This is a genomic window from Flavivirga sp. 57AJ16, assembly GCF_028736925.1.
Classification (GTDB): Bacteria; Bacteroidota; Bacteroidia; order Flavobacteriales; family Flavobacteriaceae; genus Flavivirga.
The window spans coordinates 53393-71492 of record NZ_JAQZAT010000014.1; the positions used below are offsets into that span (position 1 = coordinate 53393).

Sequence of the window (18100 nt, forward strand, 5' to 3'; positions counted from 1 at the left end):
TTTTATTTATTTTTGCATCTAAATTGTATTTGTGAAAAAGTTAAAAGAACGTTGGGGCATTGAAAAAAATTGGCAAATCATTGTCATTTTATGTGTGTTTGCCATTACTGGATCTACAGCTTCCTATATAGGTAAGCCTATTTTAATCTATTTAAACATTACACCAGAAGCATTTGGAAGTTTCGGCTATTGGACCGTCCGAATTCTTATATTATTTATCATGTATCAATTTATGCTTGTTTTCTTCGGATGGCTTTTTGGTCAATACAGGTTTTTTTGGAATTTTGAAAAGAAAATGTTGCGCAGAATAGGCCTTAAACGTTTTGTAGATTAGTGAATCAAATCAAACAACATATTATATTTAGAATAATAACCCTACTGTTGGTTGTTTCGTTGCTAGTGCCTACTGTTGTTAAATTTGCCCATATTTTTGAGCACCATAAACATGAAGTTTGTTTAGGAAAAAAAGCGACACACTTACATAGATTAGATTTGGATTGTGAATTTTACAAGTTCAAATTAAATAACCAATATTTACATTTGTTTAAATATGATGACATCATAAGTATTTCGTCTTATTTTAAAATTCCAATATTAACATACAAATTTCTTGATAATCATCGGCAATTATCTTTTTCTCTTCGAGGTCCTCCTGTTTTAGTTTAAAGCATCTATTTTTTAAACTAAAACATATTTACAATAATGAAACACTATATGTTGATTATGGCTTGTTGTTTTATCAGCATAGCTCATAGTCATAACTGTAACTCCAAGTTTTATGGAGAAGTTCATGATTTCCATGATGGTTTACCTATTATAGGTGCTGCCATTTACATTGAAACTCTTGATAAATACACTACTACAGATATTAATGGGAAATTTTCCGTTGAAAATCTCTGTGATGGAAAAATAATCGTCTCTGTATCTCATTTGGCATGTGAAACAAAACGATTGGAAATTCAAATCAGTGGCGATACGTTTTATATAATTAATTTAGAACATCATATTGAGGAACTTAACGAAGTTAAAGTTGAAGGAAATAGGATTGCTAAATTAACCAAAACATCACAAGAAACACTTTTAAAAACTGATGTTATTGAACGTTTCAGTTCTTTTAGCCTTGGTGATGCATTAAAACAAATTAGCGGTGTATCTTCTATAAACACAGGGAATTCTATTGTAAAGCCTGTTATTAACGGGTTACACAGTAGCAGAATAATAGTAATGACAAATGGTGTTCGTTTACAAGATCAAGAATGGGGCATAGAACATGCTCCAAATATTGATTTAAACACCGCAGGAAGTATCAACGTCATTAAAGGTGCCGATGCGTTGGCGTACGGCGGGGATGCTATTGGAGGTGTTATTGTTTTGCGACCCTCAAGTGTTAGTTTAAAAGATTCGCTTTACGGAAAAACAATTACCAGCGGTCATACCAATGGTAAAGGTTTTAGCTTAAATTCCTCATTAACAAAAACCTATAAAAAAGGTTGGTACATGGGTATTCAAGCTACTATGAAACGTTTTGGTGATTTTGAAGCATCTAATTATAACCTGACTAATACTGGATTAAACTCAAAAGGGTTTTCAATTAAATCTGGTTATAAAACCTTTGAACAAGGTTTTAATTTGTATTACAGTTATTTGAATAATGACATAGCAATATTAAAGTCATCCCATATTGGAAGCATTGAAGATTTGGTGAATGCAATTAATAGTCAACAGCCATTAGTGATTGAAAATTTTAGTCATAAAATCAATGCACCAAGACAAGATGTTACCCATCAAATCATTAAAGCTGATTTTTATAAACGGTTTAAAAAGTTTGGGCGTTTACAAGTACAATATGACTTTCAAAATAATAAACGCAATGAGTATGATATTCGAGTTGGAAATGACCGAGATAAGCCGGCAATCGACTTGACTTTAAAAACGCACACCTTTAGAACGAGTATCAAAGCTGATTCTAAAAGCAATAGGACTTATAAATTTGGCCTTAATTTAGGGTATCAAAACAATTTTGCAAATCCAGATACCGGTGTTAGACGTTTGATTCCCGATTATGATAAATATGATACTGGCATATTTGCTATTTCAAATTTTAGGTTAAACGATAAAACCAATTTGAATTTTGGCATCCGATATGATTTTAGTCGAATAGATGCTAAAAAATTCTACCAGACAAGTCGTTGGGAAGAACGAGGTTATGATGAAGATTTTGGTAATATTGTTATTGATGATTTAGGAACACAATTGCTTACTAATCCCGTGTTTGATTACCATAACGTCTCAACTTCTGTTGGAATCGCTTATAATATTGATGAAAATAACTCATTACTATTTAACTATGGTTTATCCAATAGAACCCCCAACCCTTCAGAATTGTTTAGTGATGGCTTACATCATTCTGCCGCTAGAATTGAATTGGGTGATTTACGCTTAAAACAAGAAACATCAAGTAGGGTTTCCGGTACATATTCATATAATAGAAACTCATTATCAATAAACCTTGAAGCGTTTTATAACCATATTAACGATTATATTTTTATTGAACCAACAGGAACCGAGTTAACCATTCGTGGCGCATTTCCTGTTTGGAATTATAATCAAACCAACGCCATGTTATTAGGCTTGGATGTGAATGCTAATTATGAGCTTAACGAACACTGGTTGTTTAATAATAAATCGTCCTTTATAAAAGGAAGGGATTTAACAAACAAACAAGCTTTGATCGATATGCCATCGTTTAAAACAGTAAATACTTTAGGTTATTCGAATAAAAAGTGGTTGCAACTTAATACAGAATTACAAAGTGAGTTGGTCTTAAGACAAAACGATTTTCCAAACAATAACTTTGAGGTATTTATACCTACAACAGAAGAAATGGTTTTGGTGGATGTTAGTACACCACCAAAAAATTATCATTTGTTACATTTTAAAAGTGATATTACTTTAAAAATGTCTCAAAAAACAGACTTAAACATTGGTTTAAATATTACTAACATTTTAAATACCTCTTACCGAGAATATCTTAACAGACTTAGATATTTTGCCGATGATTTGGGAAGAAATATTATGTTACAATTAAAATTTAATTATTAATTATTAAAAAAATCAAAATGAAAATATTAAAAAAAATATCTATTTTACTTATATCAACCTTGGTATTCAATGCATGTTCAAATGATGATGATAATCCAGCTCCTGTAAATGAGGAAGAAGTTATTACAACTCTAACGGCCACTTTAACACCAAATGGAGGTGGTACAGCAATTACGCTTCAAACAAGAGATCTTGATGGTGATGGACCAAACGCTCCAGTAATTACTGTTTCTGGTCCTTTAGCTACAAATACAACATACAATGTTAACTTAGAACTTTTAAATGAAACAGAATCACCTGCAGAATCTATAAATGAAGAAATTGAAGAAGAGGATGATGAGCATCAATTTTTCTATCAAATTACCAATAACCTGGCTACATTTAGTTATCTTGACTTTGATGGTGATAGCAACCCGCTTGGTTTGGAGTTTACGGTAACAACTACAAATACTACGGGTACAGGAAACCTAACAATCACACTTAGGCACGAACCCAATAAAAATGCCAGTGGTGTTAGCGATGGAGATATAACTAATGCAGGTGGAGAAACAGATATACAAGCTGTTTTTTCTATTACTGTTGAGTAAAAAATTAAATAATAATAATAATAGCCCCGGTTTTAATAAAACCGGGGCTATTATTATTTTCCTGTGATAACATAGGTGTGCCTGCGCTTTTTGCCTTGAACTTCATTTTTTTATTTCTAAATATTCTATGCCATTTTATATCGACTTAGCTATAAAATCTGAAATTAAAAAAGGAACGACGTTAATTATAAATTAAGAACATTGCCAAAGATAGATAGCAGGCCGTTTGACTTTGGAATAGAATAATACCAAATAAACTTCAAAATAACTGGTTAAATCCGTTTAGCTCACTATCTTTATTTTTATAATAGGAGTTCATGAATCTTCGATTTCTATTTCCTTTATATTTCAAATTTATTTCCAATCATTTTAAAATTCATTTGGTATAACATACGGGTTAAACCTCTTTAACGGCTTCTTCTTTCTTAAAAACATAGGAGTACAACCACATAAGCGTAAATGTTGGTATCACATCCAGCCCAGGCAAAGCTTCCTCTACAAAAGCAACCACTCCCGCTATTTTGCCAGGCTTTCCTTTATATAATTTAGTCATTATATAGCCAGATAGAGGTGCCCAAATGATATCCGAAAACTCACCGATCCCCGGAATTATAAAAGAGACATACCCTATAGCATCCAAAACAATGCTTAATATTAATTTTTTGTGTTTGTTCATTAAGTCATATTAAAACAAGAAGCATACCAAAACCCACAATAATGACTACTTCCCTATCAACTTTAAAAATTCGTTTCTAGTTTCAATTTTTTCAAACTGTCCTCTAAACCCTGAAGTGGTTGTTATAGAGTTTTGTTTTTGTACCCCACGCATCATCATGCACATATGGGACGCCTCTATAACCACCGCCACACCCTGTGGTTTTAAAGTACCATTAATACAATCTAAAATCTGCTCTGTTAGGCGCTCTTGTACCTGCAAGCGTCTTGCAAATACATCAACAACCCTGGGTAACTTACTTAATCCAACAATATATCCGTTAGGGATATAGGCTATATGTACTTTTCCAAAAAAAGGTAAAATATGATGTTCACAAAGGGAATACAACTCAATATCCTTTACAATAACCATTTCATTATAAGACTCCTTGAACATAGCTCCCTTAAGTATCTCGACAGGGTCTTGATGATAACCTTGTGTTAAAAACTGCATGGCTTTTGCTGCGCGCTCCGGGGTCTTTACAAGACCATCACGTTTAGTATCTTCTCCTAAATCTTTAATAATATCTTCATATCTATTCTTCACATCATCTGTGACTTGCATGTTGTACTCTTCAAACTTCTTATATGGCATATCCATTCTATATAATTCTTAATTTTTAAAGTTAATCAAATTTTAGCTTCTAACTAGTAAAACTAAAAATTATCAAAAGTCATTTTGCTAAAGAAAAGTATGTTTTATAATTTATTATCCTAAACACATATGCCTGTTTTTAAATGGCACAAAACAAGCGCCATTTAAATATTTCAAAGAACAGATCGTTACACTTTATCGAAATTATTTATTTAATGAGGAAAAAACCTTGCTTAAAGGGTCTTAACATACTCATTGGGTCGACGTATAAACATATTTTTCGCTTCGTCTTACTTACTTTATAAACAATAATTACCCGAAATTACCCGAAAAATACTTTAAAAAGTAAAAGTAATAGCTAAATCGTTGCTAATAAATCTTTAAAGTAGTATTTTCAGCGTTCCAATTATTAAAAATGATTCAAGCAAAAAATATTCATAAATATTATAATGATTTACACGTATTAAAAGGTGTGGATATTAATATAAAAAAAAGTGAAGTTGTTTCTATTGTTGGTGCATCTGGAGCTGGCAAAACAACTTTATTGCAAATTTTGGGAACTTTAGACTCTGCTTCTTCAAATGGTAAGTCTGAATTAAGCATAAATAATACCAACATTAGTGATCTTACCGACAAAAAGTTGGCTAAGTTTAGAAACGAACACATCGGCTTTATATTTCAGTTTCATCAATTACTTCCAGAATTTACAGCTGTAGAAAACGTATGCTTACCTGCTTTTATAAAAGGTACTAAAAAAGCAGATGCTGAAAAACGGGCCATGGAACTTTTGGATTTTTTAGGCTTATCACATCGATACGACCATAAACCAAATGAATTATCTGGTGGAGAACAACAACGTGTTGCGGTTGCGAGAGCATTAATTAATAATCCTGACTTAATTTTTGCTGATGAACCCTCTGGTAATTTAGATAGCGAATCGGCCGAAATGCTACATAGTCTATTTTTTAAATTACGTGATGAATTCGGACAAACCTTTGTGATTGTTACCCATAACAAGGAACTGGCCAACCTAGCTGATAGAAAATTAACTATGGTAGATGGAAAGATTGTTGATTAATAGCAACATGTTATTTTTTTCATTCCCGCGACATGTGCTGAACTTGTTTCAGTAAGGCGAGAATCTTTTAATACTTCATTTTATATTTTTGAGCAAACAACTGCAAACCAGTACTGTAAACTGCAACTGACTACTGCTAACTGTCTACTGCCAACTATGTTTCAAGAATCCTTACTTTTACATTAAAAATTAAACTTGAATAAAACCGATCTCAAAGATTTTCTTGATGCAAAGGTGATCCAATATAACAACCCCAGGTTTATTGAAAGTGATCCCATTCAAATACCACATCAATTCAGCAAAAAAGAAGACATTGAAATTTCTGCCTTTTTAACGGCTACTATTGCTTGGGGAAATAGAAAAAGTATTATTAATAATGCCAAACGCTTAATGGAGCTGTTAGACCATTCGCCATTTGACTTTGTTTTAAATCATTCGGAAAACGATTTAGAAAAATTAATGTCTTTTGTTCATAGAACTTTTAACGGTCATGATGGCATACAATTTATAAAATCACTTAAGCATATTTATAAAAATCATGGTGGGTTAGAGAGCATTTTTTCAAAGCATAGTAAAACCCAATCTTTGCAAATAGCTATCTCAAAATTTAAATCAGCATTTTTTGAAATCGAGCATTTGCAAAGAACACAAAAACACATAAGTGATCCTTTAAAGAACTCTGCAGCAAAACGTATTAATATGTTTTTACGTTGGATGGTTCGAAACGATAATGCAGGCGTTGATTTTGGTATTTGGAAAAGTTTCTCCCCTTCCAAATTATCTTGCCCTTTAGATGTACATTCCGGTAATGTTGCTAGAAAATTAGGATTATTACAACGCAAACAAAATGATGCCAAAGCTTTATTGCAATTAGATACTTCTTTAAGGGAATTAGACACCAATGATCCCGTTAAATATGATTTTGCTTTATTTGGATTAGGTGTTTTTGAAGGGTTTTAACATGTCTAAACTACTGGTGTCCCACAAATATAGGATCTAAAAAGATTTTCACGAAAAGGACAGCCCTTGGGTTATTCATAAAAAAAGAGGGTGTCCAAAAAGTAAGTTCGATGTCATATTGAGCTTGTCGAAATATTTTTAACTTACTGATAATCAACATCGGTTTCGACAGGCTCAACCTGACAAATCAAATTATAAAGACTTTTTAGACACCCTCTAATCATGAAAACGTTATTTAAAAACGGTTACCCTTTTAACCAAGCTTTTCGTAATGCCTTTTGAGCATCTGTAGCATCTGCTTTTTCTATAATGGCCATACCAGTCGTATATCCTTGCGTCGTTGTTGTTTTAATAACAACTTCTTCTCCATTTCTATCTAACTTTACTTCAATGTCCTTTCCTGGTTTCCACATAAAAACCTGTTGCAGCACTTGATTCGCATTTTGTAGGGTTAAAACCTCACCATCTACAGATTTAATAACATCGTTTACCTGTACACCTTGCGCTTTCCAAAAACTATTTTTTAATGCCTGTTCTGTAAAAAATATAGTCCCTTTCTGCGGATCTCCACTCACTATAGGCGCACCATCCATTAATATATAATTAACCTCTATCTGCCCCTCTCCTATTTCCAAGCCAACTTTTTGTAAAAACTCGTTATAATCTATTGGTATATCTCCAATAACGTGCGTATCAAAAAACGTTCGTAATGAAGGATATGTCATAGCAACGATCTCATCTATAAGCTTATCATCCTCAAATGGTTTATTTTTTCCATATTTATTGGATAATGCTTTCATTAAAGATAAAATACCTCTATCACCATCACTCTCTTCACGCATTAAAATATCAATGCACATACCTATTAATGCTCCTTTTTGATATACGTTTAAATATTGATCCTTATAAGGGTCCTTTAAAATATTCTCGCTCATTATAGTAAAACTCATAGCATCATCCAATCGCTTTGATTGTTGAATTTTATCCATAATTTTATTATAAAACTCAGCATTATCTACAAGGTCTTGATTTACTTGGAATAAAGTTGCGAAATACTCGGTAACCCCTTCATACATCCACAAATGTTTTGAGAACGTCGGATTGTTATAATCGAAATAATGCACATCTTCAGAATGTACGCTTAAAGGAGTCACTATATGAAAAAACTCATGGGACACCACATCTATCATACTTTCTTCCAATGCTTCCTTTGGCATGGATTCAGGCATCACTACGACTGTTGATGTATGATGCTCTAATGCTCCAAAACCTTTTGGGGAATCCTCTTTACCTTCAGATAAATACAAATAAATGTCATAACGTGGTGTCGCATTTACATCCCCTAAATATGCTTTTTGCGCTTGCATCATTTTAAAGATGGTCTCCTTTAAAGATTTAGCAGAATGCACTTTGTTAGGAGAATAAACACTCAATACAATTTTTATATCGCCCACTTGAAATTCCTCAACGTCCAAATTACCGTACATCATAGGATTATCTGTAATATCAAAATATCTGGAAGCAAAATAACTGGTCGTTATACTTTTTCCATCTTCACTGGTTTTAGTGCCTACAGTTTGCAATGCTGAAGTACGCTTAAAATCTGCCGAAGCCGTAACATCCAATTTATATTGATTATTTTTTAAGGAATCGAAATAGCCTATAAAACCATGTAGGTTTAACACATAATTATCGGGCTCTATATTAGTCCCAGAAGGTGAAAAAGGGGTATCCTTTCCTATGCCTCCATTAACTTCAGTGTCATAGGTATCATTAACCAAATAGGTGATTTTATCCAATTGTTTTGCATTGCTTATAGTCCATGTATTGGTATCTACCTTATTTATTGGCATCTCGTTCCCCTTGTAATCAATAGCTTTAAAGTCATCAATATACTTACCAAAATCACTTACCGAATAGGTACCTTGCACTACTTTTGGCAAGCGATAAGTAACTGTTTCCACTGTAAAACGCCCAGGATTAATAGTTACGGGGGCTTTATCGTTATCGATACCTACTAAGTTTATCGATGTTGCTATAGGCAAACTTGTTGCTAAATCACTTTTTGTGCTTTTTGTAGCACTACAACTTGCTAGTAAAATGCCCGCAAATAATGCAGCAAATGTTTTAGTATTCATTTAATTATCGTTTAGTTTTTAATTGACGCGCAAAATACCAATATGTTACGGTCTCTGTTCTTAAGGTTATGTTAAAAAGATAAATTATATTCGTCCCATGCAAAAACCTTTAGTTAGTATACTTATTCCTTTTAAAAACACCGAAGCCTATATCGAGGCCTGTGTGGCCTCTATATTAAATCAAACCTATGCCCATTGGGAATTGCTTATAGTCGATGACAATTCATCTGATTCCAGTGCTAACATCGTTAAAAAATTTGCAAAAAAAGATGAGAGAATCACCCTTTTAAAAAATCAAGGAACAGGTATAATTGATGCTTTACGATTGGCTTTTAATTACAGCAAAGGTGCATTTATTACAAGAATGGATAGTGACGATATTATGCGTGCTAACAAATTAGAAGTATTGGTAAATAATTTATTGACACACGGAAAACAGCATATAGCCATTGGTTTAGTAAATTATTTCTCTAAAGATGGTATTAAAGAAGGCTATAAAAACTATGAAATTTGGTTGAATAACTTAACCAAAACCGGGCAAAATTATTCTGAAATTTATAAAGAATGTGTGATTCCCTCCCCTTGCTGGATGATTCACAGAAACGACTTAATAGCTTGTGATGCTTTTAACCCCAATAGCTATCCCGAAGATTACGATCTAGCATTTAGGTTTTACAAACACCATTTTAAATGTATTCCTTGTGATGTTATTATCCATGATTGGAGAGATTATAGTTCACGAACGTCAAGAACACATGAACATTATGCCGAGAATCATTTTATTGACATAAAGTTACACTACTTTTTAGAATTAGACTATAATCCCGATAAATCGCTTGTTGTTTGGGGCGCTGGAAACAAAGGAAAAACAATTGCCAAAACACTTATTAAAAAAAATATCCCTTTTGAGTGGATCTGTGACAACCCCAAAAAGATTGGAAGGGATATTTATGGTAACATATTAAAGCCGTTTAGCTATTTAAAAGAAATAGAAAATCCTCAAAGTATTATTACCGTTGCTAATAAAGAAGCACAAATAGAGATTAAAAATTATATGAAAACTCTAAAGATGAAGCCTATTATAGATTATATTTTCTTTTGTTAAGACTAATAAAATAAGCCAAAAGACAAAAAAGTCGTTAAAATGTCGCATGCAAGTCGCTATCAAAAAGAAAGTTTCTGAAGTAATTTTGTTAAATAATTAAACCAAACTTATTATGAACGAAATAGGAGAAAAAATTAAAGAGGTAAGAAAAAGAAAAGGACTGTCTCAAGAAGAATTAGCCGACGTAGCAAAGGTGAATTTAAGAACCATTCAACGTATAGAAAACAACAAAAATGAACCTAGAGGAAAAACACTTCATTTAATTTGTGAGGCTTTAGACCTAAATGCAGAAGATATTTTAAATTACGGTAAAAAAGACGATAAAAATTATTTGATTTATTTACATTTATCTGTAATCTCTTTTCTTGTTATTCCATTAGGAAACATTATTCTTCCCTTAATAATATGGGTGACAAAAAAAGATAAAATAATTAATTTGAAAGAAGCTGGGCTAAATCTTTTGAATTTTCAGATTTTATGGACATTTATAACATACGTAGGCTTAATTCTTTTTATAATTTTAAAGATGATGCAGCTTAATTTGGGTAAGCTGGTTTTTTTTCATCTGTTAATTTTCTTGTGGGGTGTTTTTAATGCGATAAATATTATTTTACCTATACTTTTTTCTATAAGAATAAATAGCGGTAAAACTAAAAGTCTTTATCCAAACATCATCAAATTTATAAAATAGATAGGTTTTAAAGATTTCATTTTGATCTTTTAAAAAAAAATGAAAAAAAATATGTAGTTTTGACAAATCTAAAAATGAATGCAGTTTAAACACCCAGAACTTCTTTACGCTTTATTTTTACTACTTATCCCCATAATTGTTCATTTATTTCAATTACGCAAATTCCAAAAAGAGGCATTTACCAATGTGGCCTTTTTAAAAGAAGCGACACTACAGACCCGTAAAAGTTCACAAATAAAAAAATGGCTGATCCTTTGTACAAGATTATTACTTCTTGCTGCCATTGTTTTTGCATTTGCACAGCCGTTCACCTCTAAATCCGATACATTTAAAACTAAAAAGGAAACGGTCATTTATTTGGATAACTCGTTTAGCTTACAAGCAAAAGGAAGTCAAGGAGCACTTTTAAAGCGTGCTGTACAGGATATTATTAGCAACGTGCCCGAAAGTGAGAACATATCATTGATCACTAATGATGATACTTATAAAAACACCTCTATAAAAACTATTAAAAATGATTTATTACAATTAGGCTATTCATCTAACAAACTAACAGCAGAGGCTGCTTTATTGAAAAGCATCACCATGTTCAGTAAACAAAAAAGCACTTTAAAAAACGTGGTTTTTATTTCTGACTTTCAACAAGATGCCTCTCCTTTTAATCCAAGAATAGACTCGCTAACAAATCTTCATTTAGTAAAACTACAGCCCATAAACACTAATAACATGACTATAGATAGTGTTTATATTGCTAAAAGAACGGCTTCGGCTATTGAGTTAAAAGTACTTATAAAAAATAGCGGAAACCCAATAGAAAATCTCCCAGTCTCCCTATTTAGTAACGATAACCTCATTGCTAAAACTTCGGTAGCTATAGAAAACAATGCCGAAACCACATTTTACCTTCCTGTAAATGAAGTTATTAATGGAAAAATATCGATAAACGATGTTAATTTACAGTTTGATAATAGCCTGTTTTTCAATATTGACAATAGGTCAAAGGTCAACGTACTTGCTATAAATGCTACAAATGATGCTTTTTTAAAGCGTATTTATACGGATCTCGAATTCAATTACACAGCCACTTTAGAGAATCAATTGGATTATAATATGTTGGACCAGCAGCATCTCATCATTTTAAATGAGTTGGATGTTATCCCCAATGCTTTAACGGCAGCGTTAAAACAATTCACCAAACAAGGAGGGACTTTAATTATCATCCCTTCAAAAAAAATAAACAAACAATCCTATAATCAATTGTTAGCCAATTACGGTTCTAATTTTAACCACTTACTTTCAGTCGAAAAACGTATTACGACCATTAATTATGCGCATCCCTTGTATAGTAATGGCGTATTCGAAAAACAAGTCAGTAATTTTCAATACCCAAAAGTAAAAAGCTTTTATAGTGTTTCATCAAATAGTGCTACCGCTTTACAATTTGAGGATAGTAAAGCATTTTTATATCAAAAAAATAATGCCTACATATTTACTGCTGCTTTGAACAGTGGGAATTCAAATTTTGTAAACTCCCCATTGATCGTCCCTACACTTTATAATATAGGGAAACAAAGCCTTAAAACACCCAAGCTGTATTACATTATTGGACAGGAAAATACTTTTGATGTGGATACACAATTGCAACAAGATGATATTTTATCGTTAGTCAATGATGATATTAACATGATCCCAAGGCAACAATACTTTAATAACAAGGTCGTTATAAATACTACTAAAACTCCATCAATAGCTAATATTTATACCATAAAGAATAAAAATGAAAGTATTAAAAATATAAGCTATAATTATAATAGAAATGAAAGTAATTTGACTTATAGAAACCTTTCTCCATCAAAAAACATAACCGTTAGCGATTCAATTACCGAAATTTTCAACACCCTAAAAAGTGATACAAAAGTTAATGCCTTATGGAAATGGTTTGTTATTTTTGCACTAGCATTATTGATTATTGAAATGGGCATCTTAAAATACTTTAAATGAACATACTTATAAAATCTGCCACGATAATAGATCCTAAAAGCGAGTTTCATAACACAACTCAAGATATATTAATTGAAAATGGCACGATTTCGAAGATTACTAATAGCATTAAAAACAAGAATAATTATCAAGAAATTAAGTTAGACAATCTGCATATTTCACAAGGTTGGTTTGATAGTAGCGTATGTTTTGGTGAGCCTGGATTTGAAGAACGCGAAACCATAAAAAACGGACTTAAAACTGCTGCAGCTGCCGGTTTTACTGCGGTAGCATTAAATGCAAATACCCATCCTGTTTTAGATTCTAATTCTGATATTACTTTTGTTAATGCAAAATCGCAGCATAACGCCGTTACACTATTGCCTATTGGTGCCCTCACTATAGGTAGCAAGGGCGAAGATCTAGCAGAGCTTTACGATATGAATTCTGCGGGAGCCATCGCTTTTTACGATTACAAAAAACCCATTTCCAATCCTAATCTCATGAAAATTGCTTTGCTATATGCAAGTAACTTCGATGGATTAGTATGTTCTTTTCCTCAAGAGAATAAAATTTCTGGGCATGGTGTTATGAATGAAAATATTACGAGCACCTCTCTTGGCCTAAAAGGCAACCCTGCTTTGGCAGAAGAACTACAAATAGCCCGCGACCTGTTTTTATTAGAATATACGGGCGGGAAATTGCATATCCCGACTATTTCTACTGCCACATCGGTAGCACTTATAAGAGAAGCAAAGAAGAAAAAGCTAGATGTTACCTGTAGTGCAGCCATACATAATCTATACTTTACGGATGCGGCATTAACAGATTTTAATACGCATTTTAAAGTGCTGCCACCACTGCGCACCCAAGAAGACGTAGCGGCTTTAATCGAAGGGATTAAAGATGGTACCGTAGATATGGTAACGAGCGACCACAACCCTATTGATGTTGAGCAAAAAAAGATAGAGTTTGATCATGCCGAATATGGTACTATAGGGCTGGAAAGTGCCTTTGGAGCTTTACAAACTATTTTTACAACCAAGAAAACCATAGATGTTTTAACTAAAGGGAGAGCACGATTTGCCTTAGAACAAACGCCTATTGAGATTGGTAACAAAGTAAATATGACACTTTTTAATCCGAATGCCAAATATACCTTTTCTAAAAAAGACATTGTTTCAAAATCAAAAAATACCATTTTTGAAGGTGAAACCTTAAAAGGAAAAGTTTATGGGATTATCGCAAATAACAAAATTTCATTAAATCAATAAATTAATGACAGAGCAAGATATTGAAGCCGGAAGAAATAATGCTATAATTAGTTACCTCACCATATTTGGGACCATCATTGCTTTTTATTTAAATAATGAAAACAAAAATGAATTCGCCAGTTTTCACATCAGGCAAGCCTTGGGTTTATGGCTTACATTTTTCGCTCTTGGATATATTATTGGAAGTTTTGATAGTTGGGCCATTTCCTTAGGTTTTTATCTGTTTTTTGCCGTGCTTTTTATTTATGGTTTTACAAATGCCTTAGGGAGAAAAGCGCAAGCTGTTCCTCTTCTTGGAGACTTATACCAAAAAATATTTGCAAATCTTGGGAAATAAATGATTAAAAGCACACTCTCATTACATCACATAATTCGTGAATCCACATTAACCGAAAATGCACCATTATTAATCATGATGCATGGTTATGGTAGTGACGAAAACGATTTGTTTTCATTTGCCAACGAGTTACCTGAAGAGCTCTTTATTATTTCGGTAAAAGCACCCTACCCTATGCAACCTTATGGCAATGCTTGGTATGCTATTAACTTTGATGCCGATAAAGGTAAATGGAATGATAATGAGCAAGCGATAGAATCTCGGGATTTAATTTCAAGGTTTATCGATGAAGCTGTTAAAGCATATCCGGTAAATAAGAACAATATTTCTCTTTTAGGCTTTAGCCAAGGGAGTATTTTAAGTTATGCCGTAGCATTGACCTATCCCGATAAGGTTAAAAACATTATAGCTTTAAGCGGCTATGTCAATAAAGAAATCATACCTCCCAAAGACGACATTAAAGATTACTCCCATCTTAATTTTTATTGTTCGCACGGAAGCTTAGATCAAGTAATTCCTGTTGATTGGGCACGGCAAACCGCTCCATTTTTTAACAACCTTAATATAAAACACCAATATTCTGAATTTCCCGTCGGACATGGCGTGGCTCCTCAAAATTTTTACGAGTTTAAAAGCTGGTTGATAGGGAATATTTAATAGTTTTTGTATCTTTTAACTTTCAAAAAAGATCAAAATGAAACTATTAGCAACCTATATAGTAAGTTTATTCTTTCTTTTTAGTAATAGCTCTATTGCTCAAAACATTAATGATTTAAAAGATATTAATGCCCAAATTTGGACCAATTTCTCAAAATCTTTTAAAACCTTGGATTATAAGTTGTTTGAAAGTTTATGTAGCGACGATCTCATTCGGGTTAATAAAGACATTAAATCTATAAAAACCAAAGAAGCTTATTTAAACGGTTACAAAAATCGTTGGGAAAATGCCTCCTTAAAACAAACCATTTCTTTTAGGTTTTTAGAACGGTTCTCTAAAAATGGTATAGCATCAGAACGAGGTATTTATAAGTTTACTCGAGATTTGAATACTGGAAACGAAAAATCATATTACGGAAAATTCCATGTCATTCTAAAAAAGGAAGGAAACCTTTGGAAAATATTGATTGATTATGACTCTACAGAAAATGAATCAATCAATGAGACACATTACCATGATGCGTTTGCACTCGATGACTTCGAAAAGTATTAAAAACAACTTAATACGGCGTTTGTTATAATATTAAATTTATTTTACTGCGAGATCTACAGAAGAGGAACATCTTTAAAAATATTCACTCCTATTCCAAAAACAACAAAAACACATACGCCAGTAGCAGAAAATAATTTTAAGTTAATTAAAATATCCCTTAGATTTGTTATAATCAATTACAAAAAATTTAAACATTAAAATAAACTTAAATGAATAGAACGTATTTAATTTGCCTTTTAACAATTATGCCTTTTATATCCTGTAAAAATGATAAAAAAACAGACTATAATGATCAATCTGAGGAAGCAGTGGAAAAGGAAATTTCTAAGTCAACCGATAATACACAAACTAAAGACTTGGAAAACAATAATAAAAAAGCGTTTTCGTGGGATAACATTCCTGAATCAACTGCCGACATAGGAGCTTATCCATATATCACACCCCCAAAGGGTATGACCGAAGATGATGATAACTCTAAATCTTATGAGTTTGATAAACTTGAAATGTTTGATGGCAATACTTTTTTTATTATTGAGGGCAAGGTTAGAAGAATGAGTATAATTATGGAAGGAGATAAAGAATGGCAACAATATTTATTTGACAAAAGTGTATCAGATTATTTAAAATCAATAGGAGCTAAATTAATTTTTGATGGACAAATACCTAATGAGTTAACTGGTAAATGGGGAGACGATCCTAATACCGTATATAAACACATGCACGAGTTTTATGCTGGAGATGTGGTTAATCATCCGGTGAGTCTGTATGTGTTAAAAACAGCAAACAAAAAGATTGGCTTTCAAGTTTCTTCAAACTCTAGAACTATTGGCATAGTAGAAAAAGAAGATTTTACACAAACTATTGAAAAAGTAACAGCTGATGATATTTTAGATGAAATCAATAATAAAGGTTATGCAACTCTACATATTAATTTTGATACTGGTAAATCCAGAATTAAAGCTGATTCTTACGATGTTATTGATGAAATAGCAAAAATGATGAAAGCTAATACCGATTTAAAAATTAGTATCGAAGGTCATACTGATAATGTTGGAGACGAAATATCTAATATGAAATTGTCTAAAAATAGAGCAAGATCTGTACTTATGGCACTTATAGATGAGGATATTGATGAATCGAGACTAAAAAGTGAAGGTTTTGGACAAACCAACCCCATAGAAAACAATTCAACCGAAGAAGGAAGGGCTAAAAACAGAAGAGTTGAACTGAGAAAAATTTAAAATTAACGTGAGTTCGATTTAAAACAAGGGGGTTTTTAACAATAAATTCGCTAATAATCTGATTTGTCGCCTTGAGCAGCCGAAAGGTCATTAAAACCAGCTATTTAAATAGGACTGCGCTCAACCTGACAACCAGTATTAAATTACTGATGTCAGTTCAATAATATTACACTTACAGTGAGCTCACGTTAAAATTAATTAAAATACAATATCATTTCATTAATATAATCGCTTTTATTCTTTTTTAAGAATATCCAACAATATTTTTTTAGATATAGAACTCATTTAAGGTTTTCAATTAGCTAAAACTTTAAAAAAACATTAAACAAAAACAAAAACCCAGCTTAATGCTGGGTTCAATATCATGTTCAAGCATATATTGCTAATTATTTATTACTAATCTAAAACCTTCTCCATGAATGTTCAATATTTCTACTTTTTCGTCTAGTTTTAAATATTTACGCAACTTTGCTATATAGACATCCATACTACGGGATGTAAAATAATTATCGTCACGCCAGATTTTGGTAAGAGCCAATTCTCGTGGCATTAAATCGTTTTCATGTAATGCCAATAAACGTAGTAATTCATTCTCTTTAGGTGATAATTTAACAGGTTCGCCGCCTTTAAAACGTAAGAAACGCAATTTGGAATTCAAATCAAAGCTACCTATTTTAAATTCAAATTGTTTGCTATCGGAAATGGTTTCGGTTGCTTTACGCTGTATTATGGCTTTAATCTTCATTAATAGCACTTCACTATCAAACGGCTTGTTTAAATAATCGTCCGCTCCAACTTTATAGCCTTTTAAAACATCTTCTTTCATGGTTTTAGCTGTTAAGAAAATAATGGGAACATCTGTATTTTTCTCTCTTATTTCTTTAGCTAATGTAAATCCATCTTTATAAGGCATCATAACATCCAGAATGCATAAATCGAAATCATCTTTTTTGAATTTTTCAAACCCTTCCATACCGTTTTTAGCATGAGTTACCTCGTAATCATTCATCATTAAATAATCTTTAAGAACGGTTCCGAAATTAGGATCGTCTTCAACTAATAAAATTCTCTTTTTTTGCTCTTCCATA

General features: G+C 32.2%; 17 protein-coding genes. 13 read left to right on the forward strand and 4 right to left on the reverse strand.

Annotation, left to right across the window (positions count from 1 at the left end):
* Window positions 1-31 precede the first annotated feature (31 nt).
* The 3 genes from PQO00_RS15395 (at window position 32) to PQO00_RS15405 (ending at window position 3689) form a co-directional block, all read left to right on the forward strand.
* Window positions 32-334 carry a DUF6787 family protein gene (locus PQO00_RS15395; protein WP_274185747.1) on the forward strand — a complete coding sequence of 101 codons (303 nt, stop codon included), beginning with the start codon at window positions 32-34 and terminating at the stop codon, window positions 332-334.
* A 368-nt stretch (window positions 335-702) separates the two neighbouring features.
* Complete coding sequence (locus PQO00_RS15400) at window positions 703-3102, forward strand: TonB-dependent receptor (protein WP_274185748.1); 2400 nt, start codon at window positions 703-705, stop codon at window positions 3100-3102.
* Between the two features lie 17 nt (window positions 3103-3119).
* Window positions 3120-3689 (forward strand): type 1 periplasmic binding fold superfamily protein, encoded by a 570-nt coding sequence (locus PQO00_RS15405; protein ID WP_274185749.1) that lies wholly within the window; start codon window positions 3120-3122, stop codon window positions 3687-3689.
* Window positions 3690-4086: 397 nt separating this feature from the next.
* On the opposite strand, the gene PQO00_RS15410 is transcribed toward PQO00_RS15405, so the two are convergent.
* A complete protein-coding gene (locus PQO00_RS15410; protein WP_274185750.1) occupies window positions 4087-4365 on the reverse strand; it encodes a hypothetical protein in 279 nt (92 codons plus the stop codon).
* 45 nt (window positions 4366-4410) lie between these two features.
* Entirely contained in the window at window positions 4411-4998 is a 588-nt protein-coding gene (folE, locus tag PQO00_RS15415; protein ID WP_274185751.1) for a GTP cyclohydrolase I FolE, read from the reverse strand.
* Between the two features lie 415 nt (window positions 4999-5413).
* On the opposite strand from folE, the gene PQO00_RS15420 reads away from it, so the two are divergent.
* Both PQO00_RS15420 and PQO00_RS15425 read left to right on the forward strand, forming a co-directional pair.
* Window positions 5414-6076: an ABC transporter ATP-binding protein gene (locus PQO00_RS15420; RefSeq protein ID WP_274185752.1), complete on the forward strand. Its 663-nt coding sequence runs from the start codon at window positions 5414-5416 to the stop codon at window positions 6074-6076.
* A 195-nt stretch (window positions 6077-6271) separates the two neighbouring features.
* Window positions 6272-7036 carry a TIGR02757 family protein gene (locus tag PQO00_RS15425; protein WP_274185753.1) on the forward strand — a complete coding sequence of 255 codons (765 nt, stop codon included), beginning with the start codon at window positions 6272-6274 and terminating at the stop codon, window positions 7034-7036.
* Between the two features lie 245 nt (window positions 7037-7281).
* On the opposite strand, the gene PQO00_RS15430 is transcribed toward PQO00_RS15425, so the two are convergent.
* Window positions 7282-9174 (reverse strand): peptidase M61, encoded by a 1893-nt coding sequence (locus tag PQO00_RS15430; RefSeq protein WP_274185754.1) that lies wholly within the window; start codon window positions 9172-9174, stop codon window positions 7282-7284.
* A gap of 97 nt (window positions 9175-9271) precedes the next feature.
* On the opposite strand from PQO00_RS15430, the gene PQO00_RS15435 reads away from it, so the two are divergent.
* The 8 genes from PQO00_RS15435 to PQO00_RS15470 all read left to right on the forward strand — a co-directional run bounded on the left by PQO00_RS15435 (window position 9272) and on the right by PQO00_RS15470 (window position 17012).
* Window positions 9272-10279 (forward strand): glycosyltransferase, encoded by a 1008-nt coding sequence (locus PQO00_RS15435; protein ID WP_274185755.1) that lies wholly within the window; start codon window positions 9272-9274, stop codon window positions 10277-10279.
* 112 nt (window positions 10280-10391) lie between these two features.
* Window positions 10392-10970, forward strand: a complete 579-nt coding sequence (locus PQO00_RS15440) for a helix-turn-helix domain-containing protein (RefSeq protein WP_274185756.1) — start codon at window positions 10392-10394, stop codon at window positions 10968-10970.
* Window positions 10971-11048: 78 nt separating this feature from the next.
* Window positions 11049-12971, forward strand: a complete 1923-nt coding sequence (locus PQO00_RS15445; RefSeq protein ID WP_274185757.1) for a BatA domain-containing protein — start codon at window positions 11049-11051, stop codon at window positions 12969-12971.
* Window positions 12968-14224 carry a dihydroorotase family protein gene (locus PQO00_RS15450; protein ID WP_274185758.1) on the forward strand — a complete coding sequence of 419 codons (1257 nt, stop codon included), beginning with the start codon at window positions 12968-12970 and terminating at the stop codon, window positions 14222-14224. The genes PQO00_RS15445 and PQO00_RS15450 overlap by 4 nt, the downstream gene beginning before the upstream one ends.
* A gap of 4 nt (window positions 14225-14228) precedes the next feature.
* On the forward strand, window positions 14229-14561 hold the full coding sequence (locus PQO00_RS15455; protein WP_274185759.1) for a hypothetical protein: 333 nt from the start codon (window positions 14229-14231) through the stop codon (window positions 14559-14561).
* Complete coding sequence (locus tag PQO00_RS15460; RefSeq protein ID WP_274185760.1) at window positions 14562-15218, forward strand: alpha/beta hydrolase; 657 nt, start codon at window positions 14562-14564, stop codon at window positions 15216-15218. It begins immediately after the preceding gene.
* 37 nt (window positions 15219-15255) lie between these two features.
* On the forward strand, window positions 15256-15771 hold the full coding sequence (locus PQO00_RS15465; protein WP_274185761.1) for a nuclear transport factor 2 family protein: 516 nt from the start codon (window positions 15256-15258) through the stop codon (window positions 15769-15771).
* Between the two features lie 209 nt (window positions 15772-15980).
* The gene (locus PQO00_RS15470; protein WP_274185762.1) at window positions 15981-17012 is read left to right on the forward strand and encodes an OmpA family protein; all 1032 of its coding nucleotides are present in this window, start codon (window positions 15981-15983) and stop codon (window positions 17010-17012) included.
* A 382-nt stretch (window positions 17013-17394) separates the two neighbouring features.
* Here the strand turns inward: PQO00_RS15470 and PQO00_RS15475 are convergent, their stop codons facing one another.
* Window positions 17395-18099: a response regulator transcription factor gene (locus PQO00_RS15475; protein WP_274185763.1), complete on the reverse strand. Its 705-nt coding sequence runs from the start codon at window positions 18097-18099 to the stop codon at window positions 17395-17397.
* Window position 18100 lies beyond the last annotated feature (1 nt).